The organism is Solidesulfovibrio carbinolicus (assembly GCF_004135975.1).
In the GTDB taxonomy this organism is placed as follows: Bacteria; Desulfobacterota; Desulfovibrionia; order Desulfovibrionales; family Desulfovibrionaceae; genus Solidesulfovibrio; species Solidesulfovibrio carbinolicus.
In genome coordinates this window covers 4,065,293-4,084,861 of the sequence record NZ_CP026538.1, presented here as the reverse complement: position 1 = coordinate 4,084,861, position 19,569 = coordinate 4,065,293, and the positions used below count along the sequence as shown (strand labels likewise).

Below are 19,569 nucleotides of genomic sequence, written 5' to 3'. Positions count from 1 at the left end.
ATGCGGATGCTTTTTCTCGGCGACATCTTCGGCCGGCCGGGCCGGGCCATCGTCACCCAGCGCCTGGCCGGGCTGCGGCGCGACCTGGGCCTGACCCGGATTCTCGCCAACGCCGAAAACGCCTCGGGCGGCATCGGGCTGACCGCCAAATCGGCCCGCCAGCTCCTGGAAACCGGCCTGGACGTCCTGACCGGCGGCAACCACACCTTTCGCCACCCCGACCTTTCGCCGCTCCTGGAGAGCCAGGACCGGCTGCTGCGTCCGGCCAATTACCCGGCCGGCGCGCCCGGGCGCGGTTGGCAGGTCTTTCGCCCCAGGGAGGCCGCCCCTTACGTCGTCATAAACCTCCTCGGCCGCACCTTCATGGCCGCCGTGGACTGCCCCTTTGCCGCCGCCGAGGGCATTCTCGGCCAACTGCCCGCCGACGTGCCCCTGCGGCTCATCGACTTCCACGCCGAGGCCACCAGCGAAAAAAAAGCCCTGGCCTATTTTCTCGACGGCAAGGTCAGCGCCGTCCTTGGCACCCACACCCACGTCCAGACCGCCGACGCCCAGCTGCTTCCTCAGGGCACGGCCTACATGACGGACCTGGGCATGACCGGTCCGGCCGCCTCTGCTCTGGGCATGGACCCCGAAGAGGTCATCGCCCGTTTCCGCACCGGCCTGCCGCGCCGGTTCGTCGTGTCCAAGGCCGCGCCCGAGATGCAGGGGGCGCTTATGGATATTGACGCCTCCGCCGGCAAGGTCGTAACTATTGCGCCTTGGCGGCTGGCCGGATAACCCGCCGCGAAGCGGAGGAACACCCATGCGATACGCTCGACGACTGCTGCTTGCCGCCCTGGTCTGTCTGGTCCTGGCCGCCGCCGCCCAGGCCGCCCCGGAACGCACCGCCATCTATATGACCGTGGCCGGCCCGCTGGAAGTGGTGCGCGACGGCGCGTCCTCCACCGTGCTGCTCGGCGGCCGGGTCATCCACCAGGCCATGGGCGCGGCGCTTACCGCCCAGTCCTACATGAGCGTCGGCGAACTCGGCGACGGCTACGACGCCGTGCTCATCCGCCACGGCGTGGGCAACGCCGAATGCCCCATCACCTACGACCTCGTGGCCGTGGGCGCGGACAAGACCTATGCCGTGGTGCCCGCCATCAACAAATGCTCGCGCCTGGTCAACGTCAACGTGGACGGCGACCGGTTGCTGCTCGTCACCGAGCGCCAAAACGGCCGCACCGAGATCATCGAATACAACGACAAGCAGCGTCGCCGGTCCGACGCCAAACCCTAGGCGGCCCGGACATGCGCGCGCTTCTCCTGTGTTTTTTCCTGGCCGGGGCCTGCCTGCTTGGCGGCTGCGGCGAGGAGACCGTCTACGACTGGCAACGCCCCCACGACACCTACCAGGTGGGGGCGTTCAGCAAAGCCGACAACGCCAATGCGCTCAAGGCCAAGCTCGGCCAGAACGGCTTTGAATGCCGTATCGAGACCGAAATCAAGAACGGCCAGTTCGTGCTCAACGTCCTGGTCGATGTCTACGACCGCCAGCCCGATACCATGACCCGGCTGGAGCGCATCGCCGGGGTAAAACCCCTGCTGCGCGAACGCACGCCGGCCAAGACCGCCGCGCCGGCCGGCTCCTCGCCAGCCACGGCCGTGCCCGCTTCGGGCATCTGATCCGTCCGACTGCTTTACCGAAAAGGAATCGCCGTGAATATTTTCGACGAACTCTCCTGGCGCGGCCTCGTGCATCAGTGCTCCGACGAGGCCGAACTGCGCAAGCACCTAAACGCCCGCGACCGCGTCATGTACTGCGGCTTCGACCCCACCGCCGACAGCCTGCACATCGGCAACCTCGTGCCGCTCATGGCCTTGGCCCGCTTCGCCAAGGCCGGCCACAAGCCCCTGTTCCTGCTTGGCGGCGCCACCGGACTCATCGGCGACCCCAGCGGCAAGGACAAGGAACGCCAGATGCGCACCGCCGACATGGTGGCCGCCTCGGCCGAGAAAATCCGGTCCCAGGCCATGGCTTTTTTTGAGCGCCAAGGCGTGGCCGACCGCGTCACCCCGGTCAACAACCTCGACTGGACCCAGCCCATCTCGGTCATCGAATTCTTGCGCGACACCGGCAAGCACTTCACCATCAACTACATGATGGCCAAGGATTCCGTGAAATCGCGCATCGGCCGCGAAGACACCGGCATCTCCTACACCGAATTCAGTTACATGATCCTGCAGTCCCTGGATTATGAATACTTGAACCGTACCATGGGCTGCACCTTGCAGATCGGCGGCGGCGACCAGTTCGGCAACATCACCGCCGGCCTGGAACTCATCCGCCGCAAATCCGGTTCCCAGGCCTTTGCCCTGACCTTCCCGCTCATCACCACCGCCTCCGGCGCGAAATTCGGCAAAAGCGAAAAAGGGGCCGTCTACTTAAATACTGCCCTGACCTCGCCCTACGCCTTCTACCAATACTGGATCAACGCCGACGACCGCGACGTCTGCAACTTCCTGCGCTACTTCACCTACCTGGACAAGGAAGCCATCGACGCCCTGGCCGTGGAGACCGCCGAGCGGCCCCACCAGCGCGCCGCCCAGAAAACCCTGGCCCGGGAAACCACCACCATGATCCACGGTGCCGAGGAACTGGCCAAGGTCGAAGCCGTCACCGAGGCGCTTTTCGGCGGCGGCGACCTGCGCGCCGTGGACGCCGCCACCCTGCGCGCCGCCCTGGAAGCCGCGCCCGGCAAGAACTACGACGGCCTCGACGCCGTGCCGCCCCTGCCCAAGCTCCTGGTCGACCTGGCCCTGTGCCCGTCGCTGTCCCAGGCCCGCAAGGACATCAAAGCCGGCGGCATCTACCTCAACAACGTCCGCGTGGCCGACGAAAACCAGGCGCTTGCCGCTGAGGACTACATCGGCGGCAATATCGCTCTGCTGCGCAAAGGCAAAAAGAACTACGGCGTAGTTACTCTCGGAATTTAGCCGGGGCGCTGCCCTGCACCCGCCGGGCGCTGCCCGGACCCGCCGGGGGGATCATCCCCCCGGCCCCCCGATCGGGGCGCGGTCGGTCGGGCGGGGAGGGCGGTCGGTCGGCCGGCGGCTGGCCGCGAAGAAGGGGCCTGGAATTTCAGAGGGCGCGGCCAGCGCTGGCGCGCCGGCCGCGCCCCCTGAAATTCCAGGCCCCACTTGGCCCTCGGCCCCGAAGCGGGGCCGAAAGGTTGGAGAAAGAGCGACCTGATAGGCCCAGCCTCGGGCGATTGTTTGCCGGGCTGGAGGTTGGCGGCAACACGACACAGGGCCGCGACAGGACTAAACACCCCATTGAGAGTTTTTTGGGAGGGTGGGGGTCTGGGGGAGGGAACCTTTTTTTGCAAAAAAAGGTTCCCTCCCCCAGGTTCCCAGTTTCCAAAGGAGTTCGCACTATGGTCGGCGCGATGGCGCGGTTGGTGAAGGTGGAACATTCGGTGTTTGCCTTGCCGTTCGCATATATTGGTCTGTTTGTGGCGGCTGGCGGCTGGCCGGGCTGGCGACCGTTTGTCTTGCTGACGGTGGCCATGGTGGCCATGCGGTCGTTCGCCATGGCGGTCAACCGGTTGGCGGACGTGAAGTATGACCGGATAAATCCCCGCACGGCCGGCCGGGAGCTGGTGACGGGCGAGGTGTCGTTGCGGGCGGCCTGGGTGTTTGCGGCCGGTTGCGCCGTGGTGTTTGTCGGGGCCTGCGCCGGACTTAATGCGCTGTGTCTGGCGCTTTCGCCGGTGGCCTTGGCCTGGGGCGCGTTTTACAGCCTGACCAAGCGTTTCACCTGGCTGTGCCATTTCGTGTTGGGGTCGGTGCTGGGCCTGGCTCCCGTGGCCGGCTGGCTGGCGGTTGCGCCGGAATTCGCCTTGCCGGCGATCCTTTTCGGCTGCGGCGTCACCTGCTGGGTGGCCGGATTTGATGTGCTCTACGCCTGCCAGGACGTGGAGTTCGACCGGTCGCACGGGTTGCATTCGATGCCGTCGCGCTTTGGCGTAGGCACGGCCCTGGCCTTGGCGGCGTTCGCCCATGTTGACGCGGCGGCCTTTTATCTGCTGGCCGGCTACGCGGCCGGGCTTGGCTGGATCTACTACGCCTTTTGGGCCGTGTGTTCGGCGGTGCTCCTGGTGGAGCACCGGCTTATTTCCGAGCACGACCTGTCGCGCATCAATGTGGCCTTTTTCACCTTAAACGGCGTCATCGCGGCCCTGCTGGGCCTGGGGACGCTGCTGGCCGTCTTTTTGAAATAGCGGCCCTGGGCCGCCCGTACGCCTATGACGCCAATTGCCGTGCTTTTTCTCCTCGCCCTGGGCCTGTCCCTGGCGCTGACGCCCTTTGCCCGTTGGGCCGGGCGGCGTTTCGGCATTTTGGCCATGCCGGCGGCCCGCAACATCCACGTGACGCCCATGCCCCGCAGCGGCGGGCTGGCGTTGTTTTTGACCTTCATGGCCTGCCTGCCCCTGGCGGCGGCCTTGTTGCCTCCGGCGGCCGTGGCCGTGCTGGGCGGGCGGACCATGGGCTATGTGCTGCTGGGCGCGGCGCTGGTCTTTGCCGTGGGCTTTGCCGACGACAAGTGGACGCTGCCGTCCAAGCTCAAGCTTTTGGCCCAGATCGCGGCGGCGTCCATTGCCTATTACGGCGGCGCGCGCATCACGTCTTTTGCCCTGCCCGGGCTTTTTGTGGTCCAGTTCGACGTTTCGTCCTATCTGGTGACGGTCTTTTGGTTTGTGCTGCTTATTAACGCCATCAACCTGATCGACGGCCTGGACGGGCTGGCGGCCGGGGTGGTGTTTTTTGCCAGCGCCGTGCAGGCCGGGCTGGCCGTCATGCGGGCCGAGCCGCACACGGCGGCGCTTTTCGCCGTGCTGGCCGGGGCTACGCTGGGGTTTTTGCGCTACAATTTCAATCCGGCGAGTCTGTTCCTGGGCGACGGCGGCAGCTATTTCCTGGGCTACATGCTGGCGGCGTTGTCCGTCTCCGGTTCGGTCAAGAGTCAGGTGGGGGCCACGTTGCTCATGCCGGTCATCGCCCTGGGCGTGCCGCTTCTCGACACCATCTCCGCGCCCTTGCGGCGGTTCATGCGCGGCCGGGACATGTTCGAGCCGGACAAGCGCCATGTGCATCATAAGCTTCTCTCGCGCGGCTGGTCCCAGCGCCAGGTGGTGCTGTTTCTCTACGGCATCACCATCTTTCTGGCCCTTTCGGCCCTGGTGCTGGTCAATCTGCGCAATGTGCCGGCGGGGCTTTTTTTGCTGGTCGTCGGCGGCGCGCTGGTCTTTTTGGTGCGCAAGGCCGGCTATTGCAGCTATTTCGCCATGGACAAGATTCTCGGCTGGCTGCGCGACGTGTCCGACGACGCCGGGTTTGCCCGGGAGCGGCGCACGTTTCTGCACCATCAAATCGAGATTTCCCAAGCCCACGATCTGGCCGAGCTGTGGACGCGCATGACCGAGGCCCTGGACCATCTGCGCTTCGATCTGGCCGAGATGGTGCTGTCCGGCGACGGAGCCGGTTCCTGCCGGCTGGACCCCGAGCCGCCCGGGGCGGCTCCGACCGACGGGCCGCCGGTTTATCGGTGGCGGCGCGAGGGATCGGTCGTGTCCGACCGGGAGCTGTTGTGTTCGCCGGCCGTGATGAAGCTCGAACTGCCGCTTCTGGCCAAGGCCGGCCGGCCGCTGGGGGCCTTGTGGCTGGTCAAGGACGTGGCTGCCGACCCGATCAACGAATTCACCCTGCGCCGGGTGGAGAACCTGCGCCGCACCGTCACCGAGGCCCTGGAAGGGCTGTTGCCGCCGTCATGAGGGTGTTGCAGGTCGGCAAGTTCTATCCGCCCGACGCCGGCGGTGTGGAAACCGGCACGTGGCAGATGGTCGAGACCTTGGGCCGGCTTGGCCACGAAAACGCCGTGCTGTGCTTTGCCGGAGCCGGCCCCTACGACGACGGAACCGGACCGGTTCCGGTCCTGCGGGCCGCGGCCTGGGCCACCATCGCCTCCCAGCCCCTTTCCACCGAGTATCTTTTGCGTCTGGCCGATCTGGCCCCGCGTTTCGACGTGCTCCACGTCCATTGCCCCAACCCTTTGGCCGCCGTGGCTCTATGGCTGATCCGCCCTCGGGGGAAGATCGTGCTCCACTGGCACAGCGACGTCATCGGCAAGCGGGCGCTTCGGGCGCTGGTTTCACCCTTCGAGGCCTGGCTGTGCCGCCGGGCCGATCTGGTCATCGGTCCAACGGAAGTCCATTTGCAGGCTTCCAATAGGGCGGCGCTTTTTGTCGGCAAGGGGGCCGTGGTCCCGTTTTACGTCGAGCCGGGCACGGCCGATCCCGACCGCCTTGATCCGGCCGCCCTTTCCGCCGTGCGGGAGCTGGCGGGCGGACGGCGGCTGGTGTTCGCCCTGGGGCGGCTTGTGCCCTACAAGGGCTTTGCCGTGCTCATCGAAGCGGCGCGCTACCTGCCGGACGACGCCGTGGCGGTCATCGGCGGCGGCGGGCCGCTGGCCGGGGAACTGGCCCGGCAGATCGAGGCGGCGGGCCTTGGCCATAAGGTGTTGCTGGCCGGGCGCATCCCGGACGGGGAGCTGCCGGCCTGGTTCGCGGCCAGCGACGTGTTTTGCCTGCCGTCGGTGACCCGGGCCGAGATGTTCGGCATCGTGCAGCTGGAAGCCATGGCCTGGGGAAAGCCGGTGGTTTCCACGGCCATAGCCGGTTCAGGCGTGGCGGCGGTCAACCGCCACGGCGAAACCGGGCTGGTCGTGCCGCCGGGCGACGTCCCGGCCCTGGGCGATGCCCTGGCGGCGCTTTTGGCCGACGAGGCCCTGGCCGCCCGGCTGGGGCAGGGCGGTCGCCAGGCCGTGGCGGCGCGCTACAGTCCGGCCGCCGTGGCTGATGCCCTTGGCGCGGCCTACGCCCGGCTGGACAGAGGCGCGCCCCGGACGCTATAAGCGGGCAAACCTTCAAAGGAGTCGCCCACATGTCCGACAACAAATGCGGTTGCCCGTGTTCGTGTTTCGCGCCCATGACCTGGATCGCCGTGGCGCTTGGCGCGCTGTTCGTGTTGTTTATGTTTTTTGAGGCCGTCACCATCCGCTGGTGGATCATGCTGCCTATCGCCGCTGTGAGCCTGTATCTGTTCGGCGTGCAGCGCGGTCAGACCTCGGGCCGGGAAAAATGCGTCTGTTCCTGGGGCTTCTGGCTGGTCATCGCCGCCCTGGTCCTGCGTGACATGTGCCTGTCGGGCCAGCTTGTCGCCGCCTATTGCCGCATGATCGCCGCCGGCCTGCCCCTGCATGGCTAACACGCCTTCCGATCCCCTTTTTCGCCGCATCGGCCCCGGCGCCACCGAATCCGGCCATGATCGGTTCGCCGTGGTCGATGCGGCGCTGCTTGCGGCCAAGGCCGCCGACGCCAGGGGCAATCCCCGGCTTCGGGACATGCACCGCTTCCACGCCGCCGACGCCGAAAATCCCCATCGCATGGTCAATGCGCTCCAGCCTGGGAGCTACGTGCGGCCGCACCGGCATTTGTCGCCAGCCAAGTCCGAGGCCTTCGTGCTGCTGGCCGGGAGTCTGGGACATGTGGTTTTTGCCGACGACGGGAGCTTCACGGCCGACGACTGCGTGGTGCTCGACCGGGAGCGGGACGTGCTGGCCATCGACGTGCGGCCGGGGCTGTGGCACGGCATCGTGGCCTTGGCCCCGGACACGGCCGTGTTCGAGGTCAAGCCCGGGCCTTACGCGCCCCTTGACGACAAGGATTTCGCGCCGTTCGCGCCGGCCGAGGGATCGTCCGGGGCGGCGGCCTATCTGGCCGACTTGGAAGACCGCTTCCGGGCGCTTATGGGCCTGCCCCCGCGCCCCTGGTAATTCTCCCACTCCCCCGACAAGCCCCCACCCCGTCCCCTTTACCCTTTCGGGGGGGCCGGGGGCTTCAAGCCCCCGGCCGCCGGAGGCATCTTCCAGTATTATCGCAGCTTACTCAGCCCACAACACGCGATTGCGGCCGGTGCGTTTGGCTTTGTAGAGGGCGGCGTCGGCGGCGGCCAGCATGGCGTCCACGGAGCCGTGGGGTTTGTCGCAGATGCCGATGGAGACGGTGACGCCGATGGTGCTCTTGCCGGCCTTGGCTTTGGAGCGTTCGATGCTGTTGCGCAGATCGTCGAAGGCGGCCATGGCTTGCTGGCCGGACAGTCCCCGGGCCAGGACGCAGAATTCCTCGCCGCCCAGGCGCGCGGCCACGTCATGGCCGCGGAAGCGGTTGCCAAGGCCTTGGGCCACGTGCTTGAGGACTTCGTCGCCGGCGGCGTGGCCGTAGGTGTCGTTGACCTTTTTGAAAAAATCGATGTCGATCATGGCCAGGGTCATGGGCGTTTCGCCCCGGGCCAGATCGGCGTGGAGGGTTTTGGCGGCCTCGAAGAAGTGGCGGCGGTTGTACAGGCCGGTCAGGGGGTCGCGGATGGCGGTCTCGCGCAGTTTCTGGATGTATTCGAGCATTTCCAGGTTCTGGGTGACCCGGCAGTAGAATTCTTCGCTGGAAAAGGGTTTGTTCAAGAAATCGTTGGCCCCGTTCTTGATGAACCGGGCCGAGAGGATGGTGTTGCCGTAGGCCGAGATGCCGATGACGGCCAGTTCGTCCTTGCGGCGCAGCCGGCGGATGCGGCGGGTAAGTTCCACGCCGTCCAGGCCCGGCATGAAGTAGTCGGCGATGACCACCTTGATCTCAGGGTGGCGCGAGATGGCGTCCAGGGCGGTTTCGCCGTTTTCGGCCTCGTGGACGATGAATTCGTGGGCTTCGAGCAGGCGCATGAGATGGCGGCGCACGGTGGCTGAGTCGTCGACCACCAGGACGTGGATGTATTTGTTGAGCGATACCCGGCGCACCAGGGAGCACAGATAGTCCAGGCTGTCGGGGGAGTCCTTGGCGACGTAATCCACGACTTTTTTCGACCAGATGCGGTCGCGCACGGCGCAGTCCACGTCGCCGGTGAAGACGATGGACGGGATGCCCTTGCCGATGACATAATCGACAATCCGGCCGTCGGCGGCGTCGGGCAGGTGCAGGTCGAGCAGGGCCACGATGTAGTCGTGGTTGTCGGGGTTTTCCTCGATGAGGTAGCGGGCTTCCTCGAAGTTCGAGGCCCAGCAGGCGTCGAAGAAGAGTTCGTCCTCGATCTTGCGGATAAGGATGCGGGCAAAGACTTTGCTGTCTTCGACGATAAGGACTTTTTCCATGCGAAACGACCGATGGAAATGGGTGGATGGTTTGAAGGTAAACCGTTTCAGGCGAAAAGGCCAGCCCGGTTGGGCGATCTTTCCCTGGCGGCGTAACCGGTCGTCCGTGACCGTTTCAGGACAGCGCTGAGCATGGCCGGTTTATCGCCGCGTCAATTGGCCGAGGCCCTGTCCGTGGAGGGAGCGTCGGCGCTTTCGGGCGAACCGTCGCGCAGCCTGGCCGAGGGCCTGCCCCTGGCCGTGGCCGTGCTGGACGGGCAGCGCCGTTTCGTGCGGGGCAACGCCCGGGCCAGGGAATATTTTGAAAGGCAGGGCATGGCCTGCCATCGGGTGCTTCGAGACGGGGGGGAGAGCTGCCAGGCCTGTCCGACCGGGGGCGGGCCGGCCGTGATCGCGCCTGGGGCGGCCTGCGTCGGCCTTGGGCCGGACGGGCGGGACGGCGTGGTGTGCGTTTTCGAGTCCGGCGTTTGGACGGTCCAGGAGGGGCTTTTGCCGGTGCTCGAACATGCCCCGGATTCTATTTTTGCCGTGGACCGGGATTTTGTGGTGCGTTACGTCAACCGGGCTTTTCTCTCGCTGCACGGGGGACAGGCCGGGGATTACCTGGGCCGCCATTTGGGCCATATCATTGGGCCGGCCGTTTTGTCCCGTTTCCATGCGGCGGCCCTGGAGGCCTTGCACAGTGGCACGCCCAATTCCGAGGAATTGACGCTGGTCCACGGCGGCCGGGAGCGCGAGTTTCTGGCCACGCGCATCCCGTTTCTGCGCGACGGCTTGCCCCTGGGCGTGTGGGGCTTGCTCGCGGACATCACCGACCGCAACACGGCCCGGCGGGAACTCGACGTCAGTCAAAGGCGCTATCGGGCACTCGTGGAGAATCAGACCGATCTGGTGGTCCGCCTGGACCCGGCCCTGCGGCGGACCTTTGTCAACGCCAATCTGGCCGCGCACTTGGGCACGCCGGCTGAAACGCTCATTGGCGGGTATTTCGGCGACCGGTTGCCCGAGGCCGAGACCCAGGCCTTGCGCCGGCGACTGCTGGAACTGACGCCGCGAGCCCCGACCTGCGAGTTGGAGCACGCCATGGTCCTGCCTTCGGGCGAAGAACGCCGGCTGCACTGGTCGGTGCGGGCCATTTTCGACGAAGCCGGCCGTATTGGCGAATACCAGGCCCTGGGGCGCGACATTTCGCTTGTGCGCCGCATGGAGCGGGAACTGTCGCAAAGCGAAGCCAAGTTCCGCGACATCTTCGAGCATTCCGCCGAGGGCATTTTCCAGTTTGAACCCAGCGGAGCGGTTGTCGCCTGCAATCCCGCCCTGGCCCGCATCCTCGGCTACGCCTCGCCGGAAGCGGTCCTGGCCGAACCGGGCGACCTGTTCACCCGCATCCAGGCCCGGCAGGAGGACCGGCTGGAATTTTTGCGCCAGTTGGCCCGCCACAACCGGGTCTACGATTTCGAGATGCAGGTGGTGCGCCGCGACGGCCGGGCCGCCTGGTTGTCCGTCAATGCCCGGGCGGTGCTGGACGGCGACGGCCGATTGGTCCGGGTGGAGGGCGCGGCCCGGGACATCACCGACCGCAAGCGGGCCGAGGGCGAGCGTATGTTGCTCGTTTCGGCCGTGGACCAGAGCGCCGAGGGACTGGTCATCGTCAGTCGGGATTTTCGCCTGGAGTACGCCAATCCGGCCTTTGCCCAGATCGTGGCCGGCGGCCAGGGGATGCTCGGCCGCGACGCCCTGGATGGGCTTTTGGCCCCGTTTCTGACCGAGTCCGTGCGCAAGATGCTGGGGCTGGGGCTTCGCTGGTCGGGCCGGCTGCGTCTGACCCGTCCGAGCGGCGAGGAAGCCGTGGCCGAGGCGCTCATTTCCCCGGTGCGCGACACGGCCGGCCAGGTGGTCAACCATATCCTGCTGGTGCGCGACATGACCTACGAACTCGACCTGGAACGCCGGCTGCGCCAGGCCGAGAAACTGGAAGCCATCGGCGTGCTGGCCGCCGGGGTGGCCCACGATTTCAACAACATCTTAACGCCCATTTTGCTCAATTCCGAGCTGGTGCTGTCCGATTTGCCGGTGCTGCATCCCCTGCGCAAGCCGTTGTCCGACGTGGTGCTGGCCTCGGAGCGGGCGCGCGAACTGGTACGCCAGCTTTTGGCCTTCAGCCGTCAGGGCGAGATTGCGGTGTCCGACCTGCCTTTGGCCCCGCTGGTCAAGGAGACGGCCAAGCTGGTGCGCGGCATGGCCCCGGCCGGGGTGGAACTGAAGCTGGAGATCGGGGGGGAGCCGTACTGCGTGCGGGCCGATCCGGCCCAGATGCATCAGGTGCTGGTCAACTTGTGCCTCAACGGGGTGCAGGCCATGGTTGGGGGCGGCCGGCTGGAGGTGGGGCTGGCCCCGGTGGGCGGGCCGCCCCGGCCGGAAAGCGGCGGCATCGCCGCCGGCGCGCCCCTGACGACCCTGGCGGCGGGGCCGTATGTGCGGCTGTGGGTGGAAGACACCGGCCACGGCATGGCCCCGGAGGTGGCGGAGCGGGTGTTTGAACCCTTTTTCACCACCAAAAAGCCCGGCCAGGGCACGGGCATGGGCCTGGCCGTGGTCCATGGCATCGTCAAGAGCTGCGGCGGGGCGGTCATATTGACCACGGCCCAGGGCAAGGGCAGCCGGTTCGAGGTCTACCTGCCCCGGGCGGCCGCGCCCGACGCCTGCTCGGCCAAGCCAGCCGACGGCGCGTCGCGCTGACCCCCCGCCGCCCAACGCCAACCCCCCTTAACCCTTTGTCTTTAAGTGGGGGGTCCGGGGGCCTCAGGCCCCCGGCCGCCGGAGGCCTCCCCTCTTCTTCAGTTAATCGGCACGTCCAGCAGTTCGAAGCCCTGCCAGCCCGGGCCGTCGAAGTGCCACCATTCCGAGGGCAGCGGATCGAAGCCGGCCTTTTGCATGGCCGCTTCCAGGCGCTTGGCGTTGGCCCGGGCGGCCGGATCGCCGCCGGTGTAGTCGCGGCGGGCTTTTTCCGAAAAATCGTCGAATCCCGACGGCATGGGCAGTTCATTGCCTGCGGCGTCAATAAGGGTCACATCCACGGCCGCGCCCCGGTTGTGCTTGGAGCCGCTGGCCGGCTTGCCGTCTTTTTCCACGGGTTTGGCCACCCAGTCCTCGTTGGGGACCAGGTCCCAGAATTTCTTCTGGATGGCAAAGGGCCGGTAGCAGTCATAGACCTTCAGGCCCAGGCCTTCTTTTTTGAGGTCGGCCTGGACCGTGGCCAGGCGTTTGGCCACGTCGGCGCGCAGGTAGCAGCGCGGGGCGGGGTAGACGGCCATGCCGGTAAAATTGTTGGGCGTGGCGTAGCGGATGTCCAGGACGATGTCCGGGGCCACGGCGGTGATGTCCACCAACCCGGCTTCGGCCGGGGTTTTTTGGGCCAGGGCCGGGACGGCGGCCAGGAGGCAGGCGAGGGCGAAAGCGGCCAGGACCGTAAAGGGCGGGCAAAGGCGGCGGACGGACATGGGCGACTCCTTTGTTTCCGGCACAATGCCCGGCTTGGCGGCCTTGTCAATACGGGCGGCGGGGGAATCCGCGGCCGCGCGCGGCCTTGTCTTGACGCCAAACCCCGCCGGGGGCATAAGGTCATAAGGTCGCCTTTTTTTCAGGGCGGCTTATTCACCCTCAGGAGGAACACGCCCATGAGCGAGCGTACCGGACTTATCACGTTTCTTGGCGGCGGCTTGACCCTGGTCGGCAATCCGGTCGGCGTCGGCGACGCGGCCCCGGAATTCGCCGTGCTGACCAACGACCTGGCCCCGGCAAAGTTGGCTGATTTCCCCGAAAAGGGCCTTATCCTTATTGCCGTGCCGTCCCTGGACACGGCCGTGTGCGATCTGGAAGCCCGCAAATTCAACAAGGAAATGGAGAGCCTTAGCGGCAAGGCCAAGGCGCTGGTCATCAGCATGGACCTGCCTTTTGCCCAGAAACGCTGGGCCGAGGCGGCCGGGGTCACCAACATCGTCACGCTCTCCGACCACCGCGACGCCGCCTTTGGCCAGGCTTATGGCCTGCTGATTAAGGAACTGCGCCTGCTCGCCCGGGCCGTGCTGGTCCTTGGCCCGGACCGTAAGGTGGCTTACATGGAACTGGTCAAGGAAGTCACCAACGAGCCCGACTACGCCGCCGCCCTTGCGGCCTTGGGCAAGGTCTTGTAGAGACGGCCTGTCCGCCCTTGGGGCGGCGCAGGTGCGACCATGAACAACCATTCGTCTTCGCGCCGACGCCTTCGGGCGTCGGCCCTTTTTGCGGCCTTGGTCCTGGTTTTGGCCCTTGGGGGCTGCGGCGGCCAGAAAGCGACGGTGACGCCGTCGGTGGTGGTCGAGCCCGAGGCGCTCGGGCGCGGCGTGGACGTGTCCGTGTCCGTCAAGGACGCCCGGCCCAACGACGAAGTGGGGCTGTGCAATCCCCAATCGTCGTTCGCCGGCAAGCTGCAAACGGCCTGCGATCCTTCGCCGGCCATCCACGCGGCCGTGGAGAAGGGCCTTCGCGACAAGGGGTTCACACCGTCGCCGGCCCGGGAATCCGTGGTGCGCACGGTCACGGTGGAGCTCGTGGAGCTGGCCTACAAGCCGTCCCACGAGGGCGCGCATCTGGCCGCCAAGGCCGTGTGCGCGGTCAAGGTCACGGCCGACAACAACGGCCAGATAATGACCCGGCGCTACGAGGCCGACACGGTCTGGAAGCTGCCGGCCGAGGGCGTGGAGCCGGAGTTCGACAAGCTGCTCAGCATGACTGTGTCCAAGGCCTTAAGCCGCATGGCCTCGGACTACGAACTCATCGCGTTCATGCAAAAAACCGTGCTGCGCACCCGCGACATCAAGTAGCCCGGCCGGGCGGCCTACCGCCGCCCGGCTTTTTTCCTGCCAACGGCCGTTTCCCGGCCCCGTCCGGCGGAGGCCCCGCCGCAAAAGGATCATCGCCCCATGGCCCTCTCCGTCGGCATCGTGGGTCTGCCAAACGTCGGCAAATCCACGCTTTTCAACGCCCTGACCAAGGCCCAGAACGCCCAGGCCGCCAACTATCCGTTCTGCACCATCGAACCCAACGTGGCCATCGTGCCGGTGCCGGACCCGCGCCTGACCGCCCTGGCCGAGCTGGTGCGGCCCCAGCAGGTGCTGCCGGCCACGGTGCGTTTCACCGACATCGCCGGCCTGGTCGCCGGAGCCAGCAAGGGCGAGGGCCTGGGCAACAAGTTTCTGGCCCACATCCGTGAAACCGAGGTCATCATCCATGTGGCCCGGGCTTTCGAGGACGACGACGTGGTCCATGTCTCGGGTTCGGTGGACCCGGCCCGGGACATCGCGGTCATCGACGCCGAGCTCATCCTGGCCGACGCCCAGGTGCTGGAAAACCGGCTCGACCGCATGGTGAAGCAGACCAAGGGCAGCAAGGACCGCGACCTGCTCGACAAGGTCGAGGCCGGCAAGCGCCTGCTCGACCATCTCATGAACGGCCAGCCGGCCAGTTCCGTGGACGGGGTCGATACGCCGGGCATGATCGCCCTTTTCGACGAGATCCGCCCGCTTTCGGCCAAGCGCGTCATCTACTGCGCCAACGTGGCCGAAGGGGACCTGGGCCAGCCCGACAATCCCCTGGTGGCCAAGGTCCGGGCCATCGCCGAATCGCGCGGGGCCGAGACGGTGGTGGTGTGCGCCCGCATGGAAGAGGATCTGGCCGGGCTGACCGACGAGGAGCGCCTGGAGTTCCTGGCCTCCTACAATCTTGACGAGTCGGGCCTGGACAGCGTGGTGCGCCTGGCCTACCGGACGCTTGGGCTTTTAAGCTTTTTCACGGCCGGCCCCAAGGAAGTCCGGGCCTGGACCATCGCCGCCGGGACCAAGGCTCCGGCCGCCGCCGGGCAGATCCATTCCGACATCGAGCGCGGGTTTATCCGGGCCGAGGTCATCGGTTTCGAGGACTACCTCAAGCACCAGACCGAGGCCAAATGCCGGGCCGCCGGCGTCCTGCGCCAGGAAGGCAAGGAATACGTCATGGCCGACGCCGACGTGGTGCATTTTTTGTTCAATGTCTAGCCGCAACGGGGGCGCCGGGGCTCGGCCCCGGGCTCGAACATGCCCTTATTCGGGCCGGATCGACCGTGTTGATCCGGCCCTTTTTCATGGCCGCCGGCCAGTCACGGCTCGGAGCGGCAAGGCGCATGGTCGCAGCCCAGGCTTTCAAATGTCCCGCAGCATCCCCCGCGCCGTATTGTTCCGTTTCACGCCTCAAGCCAAACCGACCTGAGGCGCAGGGGCCTCAGGCCGTTTCGGCTCCGGCCAGGATGGCCAGGGCGTTTATGGTGGCCCCGGCCAGGGCCGAGCCGCCCTTGCGGCCGGCGATGGCGATCCAGGGTACGTCGGCCCGGGTCATGAGCAGGGCCTTGGACTGGGCGGCGTTGACGAAACCCACCGGCATCCCGACCACCAGGGCCGGGGCGGGCGCGCCGCCGTCGATGCGGGATATAAGCCGCAGCAGGGCGGTGGGGGCGTTGCCGATGGCGAAAATAAGCGGCCCGGGCAGATCCAGGGCGAAATCCACGGCCAAGGCGGCCCGGGTGGAACCGGCGGCCTTGGCCGCCGCCGCCACCTCCGGGTCGTTCATGAAACAGCGCACGGCGCAGCCAAAGGGGGCCAGCCGCCGGGGCGGTATGGCGCAGCGGGCCATCTCGGTGTCCGTGACGATGGTGGCCCCAGTCTCAATGGCCCGGATGCCGGCCCGGACCGCGCCTTCGGAAAAGCGGACCAGATCAAGCAGTTCGAAGTCGGCGGTGGTGTGGATGAGCCGGCGCACGACGTCCCAGCGCGGGCCGTCGTAGGGACGCGGCTCGGGGACCTCGGCGTCGATGATGGCCAGGGAGGCGGCCTCGATGGCGTCCGGGGCGAAGATGGGCTGGATGGGCGAGGTATGCGGCATGAGCGCCTCCTTTGGGCCATCCTATCCGGGTTTCGGGGCGGGGCCAAGGATCGTCTGGAGTACGGGGTGTGAGGGAAAACGTTGTTGACACGTGTTACGAAAAAATATTTAAGACGAAACGTCGTATATGAAATTTTTTAAAAGTACTTAAGAGGGGAAGTTCCATGCACAGCCTGATCAAACGTCTGACGTTGTTCCTGGCCGGAGCCTTGCTTGCGGCCGGACCGGCCCTGGCCCATGAGACCGTGGTCAAACCCGGGGCCGAGACGGCCGTGCCGGGCAAGGCCCTGCCTTTTGGCGTCCATTCGGCCCACGTGTTTATTGAAAGCGAGGAACTGGAAGCCGCGCCCGACGTCAAGGCCTTCGTGCTGGAAGGCGGCAAGCTGGCCGAGGTGGCCCTTAAAGCCAACGAGAAAGGCCTGACCTACGACGGCCAGGCGGTCTTCGCCAAGCCCGGCACGGGCATCGTCTATGTCCACCGTCTGCCCCAGGTCTGGAGCCTGACCCCGGAGGGCATGAAAAAGGGGACCAAAAAGGAGCTGCCCGGCGCGACCAAGAGCAACCGCTACGAGAAGTTCGCCAAGGGCCTCGTGGCCGTGGGCGGCGAGACGGCCGGCTTCGACGCCCTGGTCGGGGCGCGCCTGGAGCTCGTGCCCCTGATCGATCCGGCCAAGGCCAAGGTGGGCGAGGATCTGCCGGTCAAGGTGCTCTTGGACGGCCAGCCCATGCCGGCCACGGTGCTGGCCACCTATGACGGGTTTACCAAAAATCCCAACACCTACGCCTATTACACCGAAACCGACGACAGCGGCGTGGCCAAGGTGCGCCTGACCCATGCCGGCTTGTGGCTGGTGCGCACCGAAGCCAAGGCCGTGCCGGCCGACGGTTCGGCGGACCAGGAAGTGCTGCGTTCCACCCTGACCTTTTTCGTGAAGTAACGATGTTCCGCCTGCCCCTCGCGCTTACGGCGCTGTGCCTTGTCGCGGCTGTCTGGCACCCGGCCGGGGCGATGGCCCACGGCGTCGGCTCGCGCGAGCTGGACCCGGGCGCGGCCCGGGCCATGGTCTTCCTCTACGCCGACGGGGACCCCATGGCCTTTGCCCAGGTCCAGGTGACGGCCCCGGACGGGACCGTCCACCAAAGCGCCCGCACCGACGGCAAGGGAGGGTTCGCCTTCCTACCGTCGGGCCGCGGCGTGTGGCGCGTGGCGGCCAACGACGGCCAGGGCCACCGGGCCGAGCGGGAAGTGACGGTTGGGCCGGCGTCCGGTCCGGCCTCTCCCGCTCTTGCCGCACCGCCTGCGCCTGGCCCAGTCGCCGTGCCCGCCCAGGCCGCTTCCACGGCCGGCATCGGCCCGAACTGGCGCGACGTGGTCCTGGGCCTGAGCCTGCTGGCCAATCTGGCCTTGGGCGCGGCCTGTCTGCGCCGTCGCGGCCGGTAGTCCCAGCGTTTTTTTCATGGTATTGAGGGCCAATGAGTCGCTGTTTTTATTGGGGAAAAAGGGAATTGTGAAAAATCTTCTTTTTGATCTTGATTCTTAATCTCAATTGCTCTAGAAACGATTCCAACGCGACGGGGCAACCCGGAGCCGGGCGGTCGCCTGTCCAGTGGCGTCTGGCGCAGGCGGCCCGGCCCAATAGGAAAAAAGCAAGCCGGTCATCGCACCGTCCGGCAAGCCATAAATCGCATCCCACACAACCTCCAAAACCCTCCAACCCCACGACGGCGACCGGAACCCCCCACAGGTTCCGGTCGTTTGTTTTGGGGGCGGGCCCGTGGTTGTCCCGCGCGCGAGAACCTACTTCGTCCAGCCCGATTCCTTGTCGCAGGCGGCCTGTTCGGTCGGATGCGTCTTTTCCCAGGCGGTGATGGACAGCGTTTCGTTGTCGTCCATCTTGTTGTTCATGCAGGTGCAGTATTTGGTGATGACTTCAATGGAGACCTTGGCATCCTTGTTGTCCGAGATGCATTTCGCCACCCATTTGGCGTCGTCGGGACCGGCGAAGGCCAAGGTGGCGGCGCAAAGCACGGACAGCAAGGCAGCAGCAGACAGCAGAGCTTTCATCGTCATTGTCTCCATGGTGTTTGTCCTTGGCTGTTGTGCGTCACGTCGGCAGGTTCACGCCAAACAGCAAGGAACGTTTGCGGCGTTTCAGTCTCGTGCAGACCATGTGTCGGCTCGGGAGCTGTTCGCCTATGGCCGGCAGTCATTTTCAGACTATTTTAATAATATAGAATTTATGGACCAGTGCAAGAGGTTGGTCGCAAAATAGGCAATTTCAAAAGTGTATAGTTGTCATGACAATAGGCGCAGGGAGGCAGACTGCCGTTCGGTCGGCCGGCTGCTGCAGCTGGTTGGCGACAGCAACGGTTGGTCGCCGTCATCGCGTCGCCTCGTCACTGGTGGATTTTCGTAAGCCCCCGTGGCACTGCGGGAAGCCGCTTCTTCGTACGAGACCCCATGCCCGATACGCCCACTTGTCTGGCCGCCGTGGCCGGCTATCTGACGTTTCTCGCGCGCTATCCGTCCTTTGACGCGCTCTATTGGGATTGCCGGCATGGCTGGCTCATCGTGCCCGAGGTCCTGCCGGGGGCTGGCCGACGCGCCCGGGCTACTCCCCGGCCAGCGCGCCCAGGAGCGGGGGCTTGTCGAAACGGCCGACCTGTTGGACGCCGCCGCAGTCGCCATAACCCCTTAAACTTTTTCTCCATGTGGGGGGGCCGGGGGCCTCAGGCCCCCGGCCGCCAAGGCATCCCCTCCGCCTCACGTCGCCGGGCCGGCGGCCGTCGCCGGGGCGTCCGACGCCCGGGGCGCGTCGGCGTCCTTGGCGGCGTCGGCGGCCGCCCGGCGCAGGGCGTTTAAAAACCCGTCCGGGTCGGCCGGGCTGGCCACCAGGGCGTAGCCCAGGCGCGTGGGCACGTAGACGGCCCGGGCCTTGTCCGTGACGAAGACCAGGGCCTTTTCGCCGCCGGTCAGCCGGTACCAGCCGGCGGCCAGCCCCGGCAGCCCCACGCCGCTTGTGCGCCACATAAGCCCCTTGGGCCCGCCCTGGCTCAGGTCCAGGCGATACGCGCCGGCCGCGTCCACGTCGGTAAGCGGGATGTCGCGGCCGTAGAAGCCGCCCTTGGCCGAAAGCACGCCGCCGGAAACGGCGATGCGCGCCGAGGCCGCGCCCTGGATCATGTGGGTGATGAAAAAAAACAGTCCCACCCACAGCACCAACATGCCGCCGAACAGCGCCGTCAACCAGCCGGTCTTGAGCGCCGCCGGGGCCAGCGGAAACACCTGCCCCCACTCCATGCCGTTCTCCTTTGGCGACCGGGCATCCGCCCGGCGGCCGAAGTTCCTTGCCCTTGCCCCCGGGCCTCTGTACCGT

At 66.6% G+C, this 19,569-nt stretch carries 21 protein-coding genes; 16 read left to right on the top strand and 5 right to left on the bottom strand.

Annotated features, from left to right (window positions below):
* The 9 genes from C3Y92_RS18250 to C3Y92_RS18210 all read left to right on the top strand — a co-directional run bounded on the left by C3Y92_RS18250 (position 1) and on the right by C3Y92_RS18210 (position 7,876).
* Positions 1-780 (top strand): TIGR00282 family metallophosphoesterase, encoded by a 780-nt coding sequence (locus C3Y92_RS18250; RefSeq protein ID WP_129355014.1) that lies wholly within the window; start codon positions 1-3, stop codon positions 778-780.
* A gap of 25 nt (positions 781-805) precedes the next feature.
* Complete coding sequence (locus C3Y92_RS18245) at positions 806-1,282, top strand: hypothetical protein (RefSeq protein ID WP_129355012.1); 477 nt, start codon at positions 806-808, stop codon at positions 1,280-1,282.
* A gap of 11 nt (positions 1,283-1,293) precedes the next feature.
* Entirely contained in the window at positions 1,294-1,668 is a 375-nt protein-coding gene (locus tag C3Y92_RS18240; RefSeq protein ID WP_129355010.1) for an SPOR domain-containing protein, read from the top strand.
* A gap of 33 nt (positions 1,669-1,701) precedes the next feature.
* Complete coding sequence (gene tyrS / locus C3Y92_RS18235; RefSeq protein ID WP_129355008.1) at positions 1,702-2,979, top strand: tyrosine--tRNA ligase; 1,278 nt, start codon at positions 1,702-1,704, stop codon at positions 2,977-2,979.
* Positions 2,980-3,419: 440 nt separating this feature from the next.
* Entirely contained in the window at positions 3,420-4,265 is an 846-nt protein-coding gene (locus C3Y92_RS18230; protein WP_129355006.1) for a 4-hydroxybenzoate octaprenyltransferase, read from the top strand.
* A gap of 24 nt (positions 4,266-4,289) precedes the next feature.
* Complete coding sequence (locus C3Y92_RS18225) at positions 4,290-5,816, top strand: glycosyltransferase family 4 protein (protein WP_129355004.1); 1,527 nt, start codon at positions 4,290-4,292, stop codon at positions 5,814-5,816.
* Positions 5,813-6,955: a glycosyltransferase gene (locus tag C3Y92_RS18220; protein ID WP_129355002.1), complete on the top strand. Its 1,143-nt coding sequence runs from the start codon at positions 5,813-5,815 to the stop codon at positions 6,953-6,955. The genes C3Y92_RS18225 and C3Y92_RS18220 overlap by 4 nt, the downstream gene beginning before the upstream one ends.
* Positions 6,956-6,984: 29 nt before the next feature.
* Positions 6,985-7,308: a hypothetical protein gene (locus C3Y92_RS18215; protein WP_129355000.1), complete on the top strand. Its 324-nt coding sequence runs from the start codon at positions 6,985-6,987 to the stop codon at positions 7,306-7,308.
* A complete protein-coding gene (locus C3Y92_RS18210) occupies positions 7,301-7,876 on the top strand; it encodes a WbuC family cupin fold metalloprotein (RefSeq protein WP_129354998.1) in 576 nt (191 codons plus the stop codon). The genes C3Y92_RS18215 and C3Y92_RS18210 overlap by 8 nt, the downstream gene beginning before the upstream one ends.
* A 108-nt stretch (positions 7,877-7,984) precedes the next feature.
* On the opposite strand, the gene C3Y92_RS18205 is transcribed toward C3Y92_RS18210, so the two are convergent.
* Positions 7,985-9,241: a diguanylate cyclase gene (locus C3Y92_RS18205; RefSeq protein ID WP_129354996.1), complete on the bottom strand. Its 1,257-nt coding sequence runs from the start codon at positions 9,239-9,241 to the stop codon at positions 7,985-7,987.
* Between the two features lie 132 nt (positions 9,242-9,373).
* Here C3Y92_RS18205 and C3Y92_RS18200 point away from each other — a divergent pair, with 132 nt between their 5' ends.
* Entirely contained in the window at positions 9,374-11,980 is a 2,607-nt protein-coding gene (locus tag C3Y92_RS18200; RefSeq protein WP_129354994.1) for a PAS domain-containing sensor histidine kinase, read from the top strand.
* A 98-nt stretch (positions 11,981-12,078) separates the two neighbouring features.
* On the opposite strand, the gene C3Y92_RS18195 is transcribed toward C3Y92_RS18200, so the two are convergent.
* Positions 12,079-12,741: a M15 family metallopeptidase gene (locus C3Y92_RS18195; protein WP_129354992.1), complete on the bottom strand. Its 663-nt coding sequence runs from the start codon at positions 12,739-12,741 to the stop codon at positions 12,079-12,081.
* Positions 12,742-12,918: 177 nt separating this feature from the next.
* On the opposite strand from C3Y92_RS18195, the gene tpx reads away from it, so the two are divergent.
* The 3 genes from tpx (at position 12,919) to ychF (ending at position 15,312) form a co-directional block, all read left to right on the top strand.
* A complete protein-coding gene (gene tpx, locus C3Y92_RS18190) occupies positions 12,919-13,434 on the top strand; it encodes a thiol peroxidase (protein WP_129354990.1) in 516 nt (171 codons plus the stop codon).
* 39 nt (positions 13,435-13,473) lie between these two features.
* Entirely contained in the window at positions 13,474-14,103 is a 630-nt protein-coding gene (locus tag C3Y92_RS18185) for a YajG family lipoprotein (protein WP_129354988.1), read from the top strand.
* A gap of 99 nt (positions 14,104-14,202) precedes the next feature.
* On the top strand, positions 14,203-15,312 hold the full coding sequence (ychF, locus tag C3Y92_RS18180) for a redox-regulated ATPase YchF (RefSeq protein WP_129354986.1): 1,110 nt from the start codon (positions 14,203-14,205) through the stop codon (positions 15,310-15,312).
* 223 nt (positions 15,313-15,535) lie between these two features.
* On the opposite strand, the gene C3Y92_RS18175 is transcribed toward ychF, so the two are convergent.
* On the bottom strand, positions 15,536-16,192 hold the full coding sequence (locus tag C3Y92_RS18175; protein WP_129354984.1) for a precorrin-8X methylmutase: 657 nt from the start codon (positions 16,190-16,192) through the stop codon (positions 15,536-15,538).
* Between the two features lie 164 nt (positions 16,193-16,356).
* Between C3Y92_RS18175 and C3Y92_RS18170 the strand changes: the two genes are divergently transcribed.
* A complete protein-coding gene (locus C3Y92_RS18170; protein WP_129354982.1) occupies positions 16,357-17,130 on the top strand; it encodes a DUF4198 domain-containing protein in 774 nt (257 codons plus the stop codon).
* Between the two features lie 2 nt (positions 17,131-17,132).
* Complete coding sequence (locus C3Y92_RS18165; protein ID WP_129354980.1) at positions 17,133-17,633, top strand: carboxypeptidase-like regulatory domain-containing protein; 501 nt, start codon at positions 17,133-17,135, stop codon at positions 17,631-17,633.
* 357 nt (positions 17,634-17,990) lie between these two features.
* Here the strand turns inward: C3Y92_RS18165 and C3Y92_RS18160 are convergent, their stop codons facing one another.
* On the bottom strand, positions 17,991-18,272 hold the full coding sequence (locus C3Y92_RS18160; protein ID WP_207214009.1) for a hypothetical protein: 282 nt from the start codon (positions 18,270-18,272) through the stop codon (positions 17,991-17,993).
* 478 nt (positions 18,273-18,750) lie between these two features.
* Here C3Y92_RS18160 and C3Y92_RS21210 point away from each other — a divergent pair, with 478 nt between their 5' ends.
* Entirely contained in the window at positions 18,751-18,891 is a 141-nt protein-coding gene (locus C3Y92_RS21210; protein ID WP_165352142.1) for a hypothetical protein, read from the top strand.
* 65 nt (positions 18,892-18,956) lie between these two features.
* Here C3Y92_RS21210 and C3Y92_RS18155 read toward each other — a convergent pair whose 3' ends face one another.
* Positions 18,957-19,493 (bottom strand): PH domain-containing protein, encoded by a 537-nt coding sequence (locus tag C3Y92_RS18155; protein WP_129354978.1) that lies wholly within the window; start codon positions 19,491-19,493, stop codon positions 18,957-18,959.
* Between the last annotated feature and the right edge of the window lie 76 nt (positions 19,494-19,569).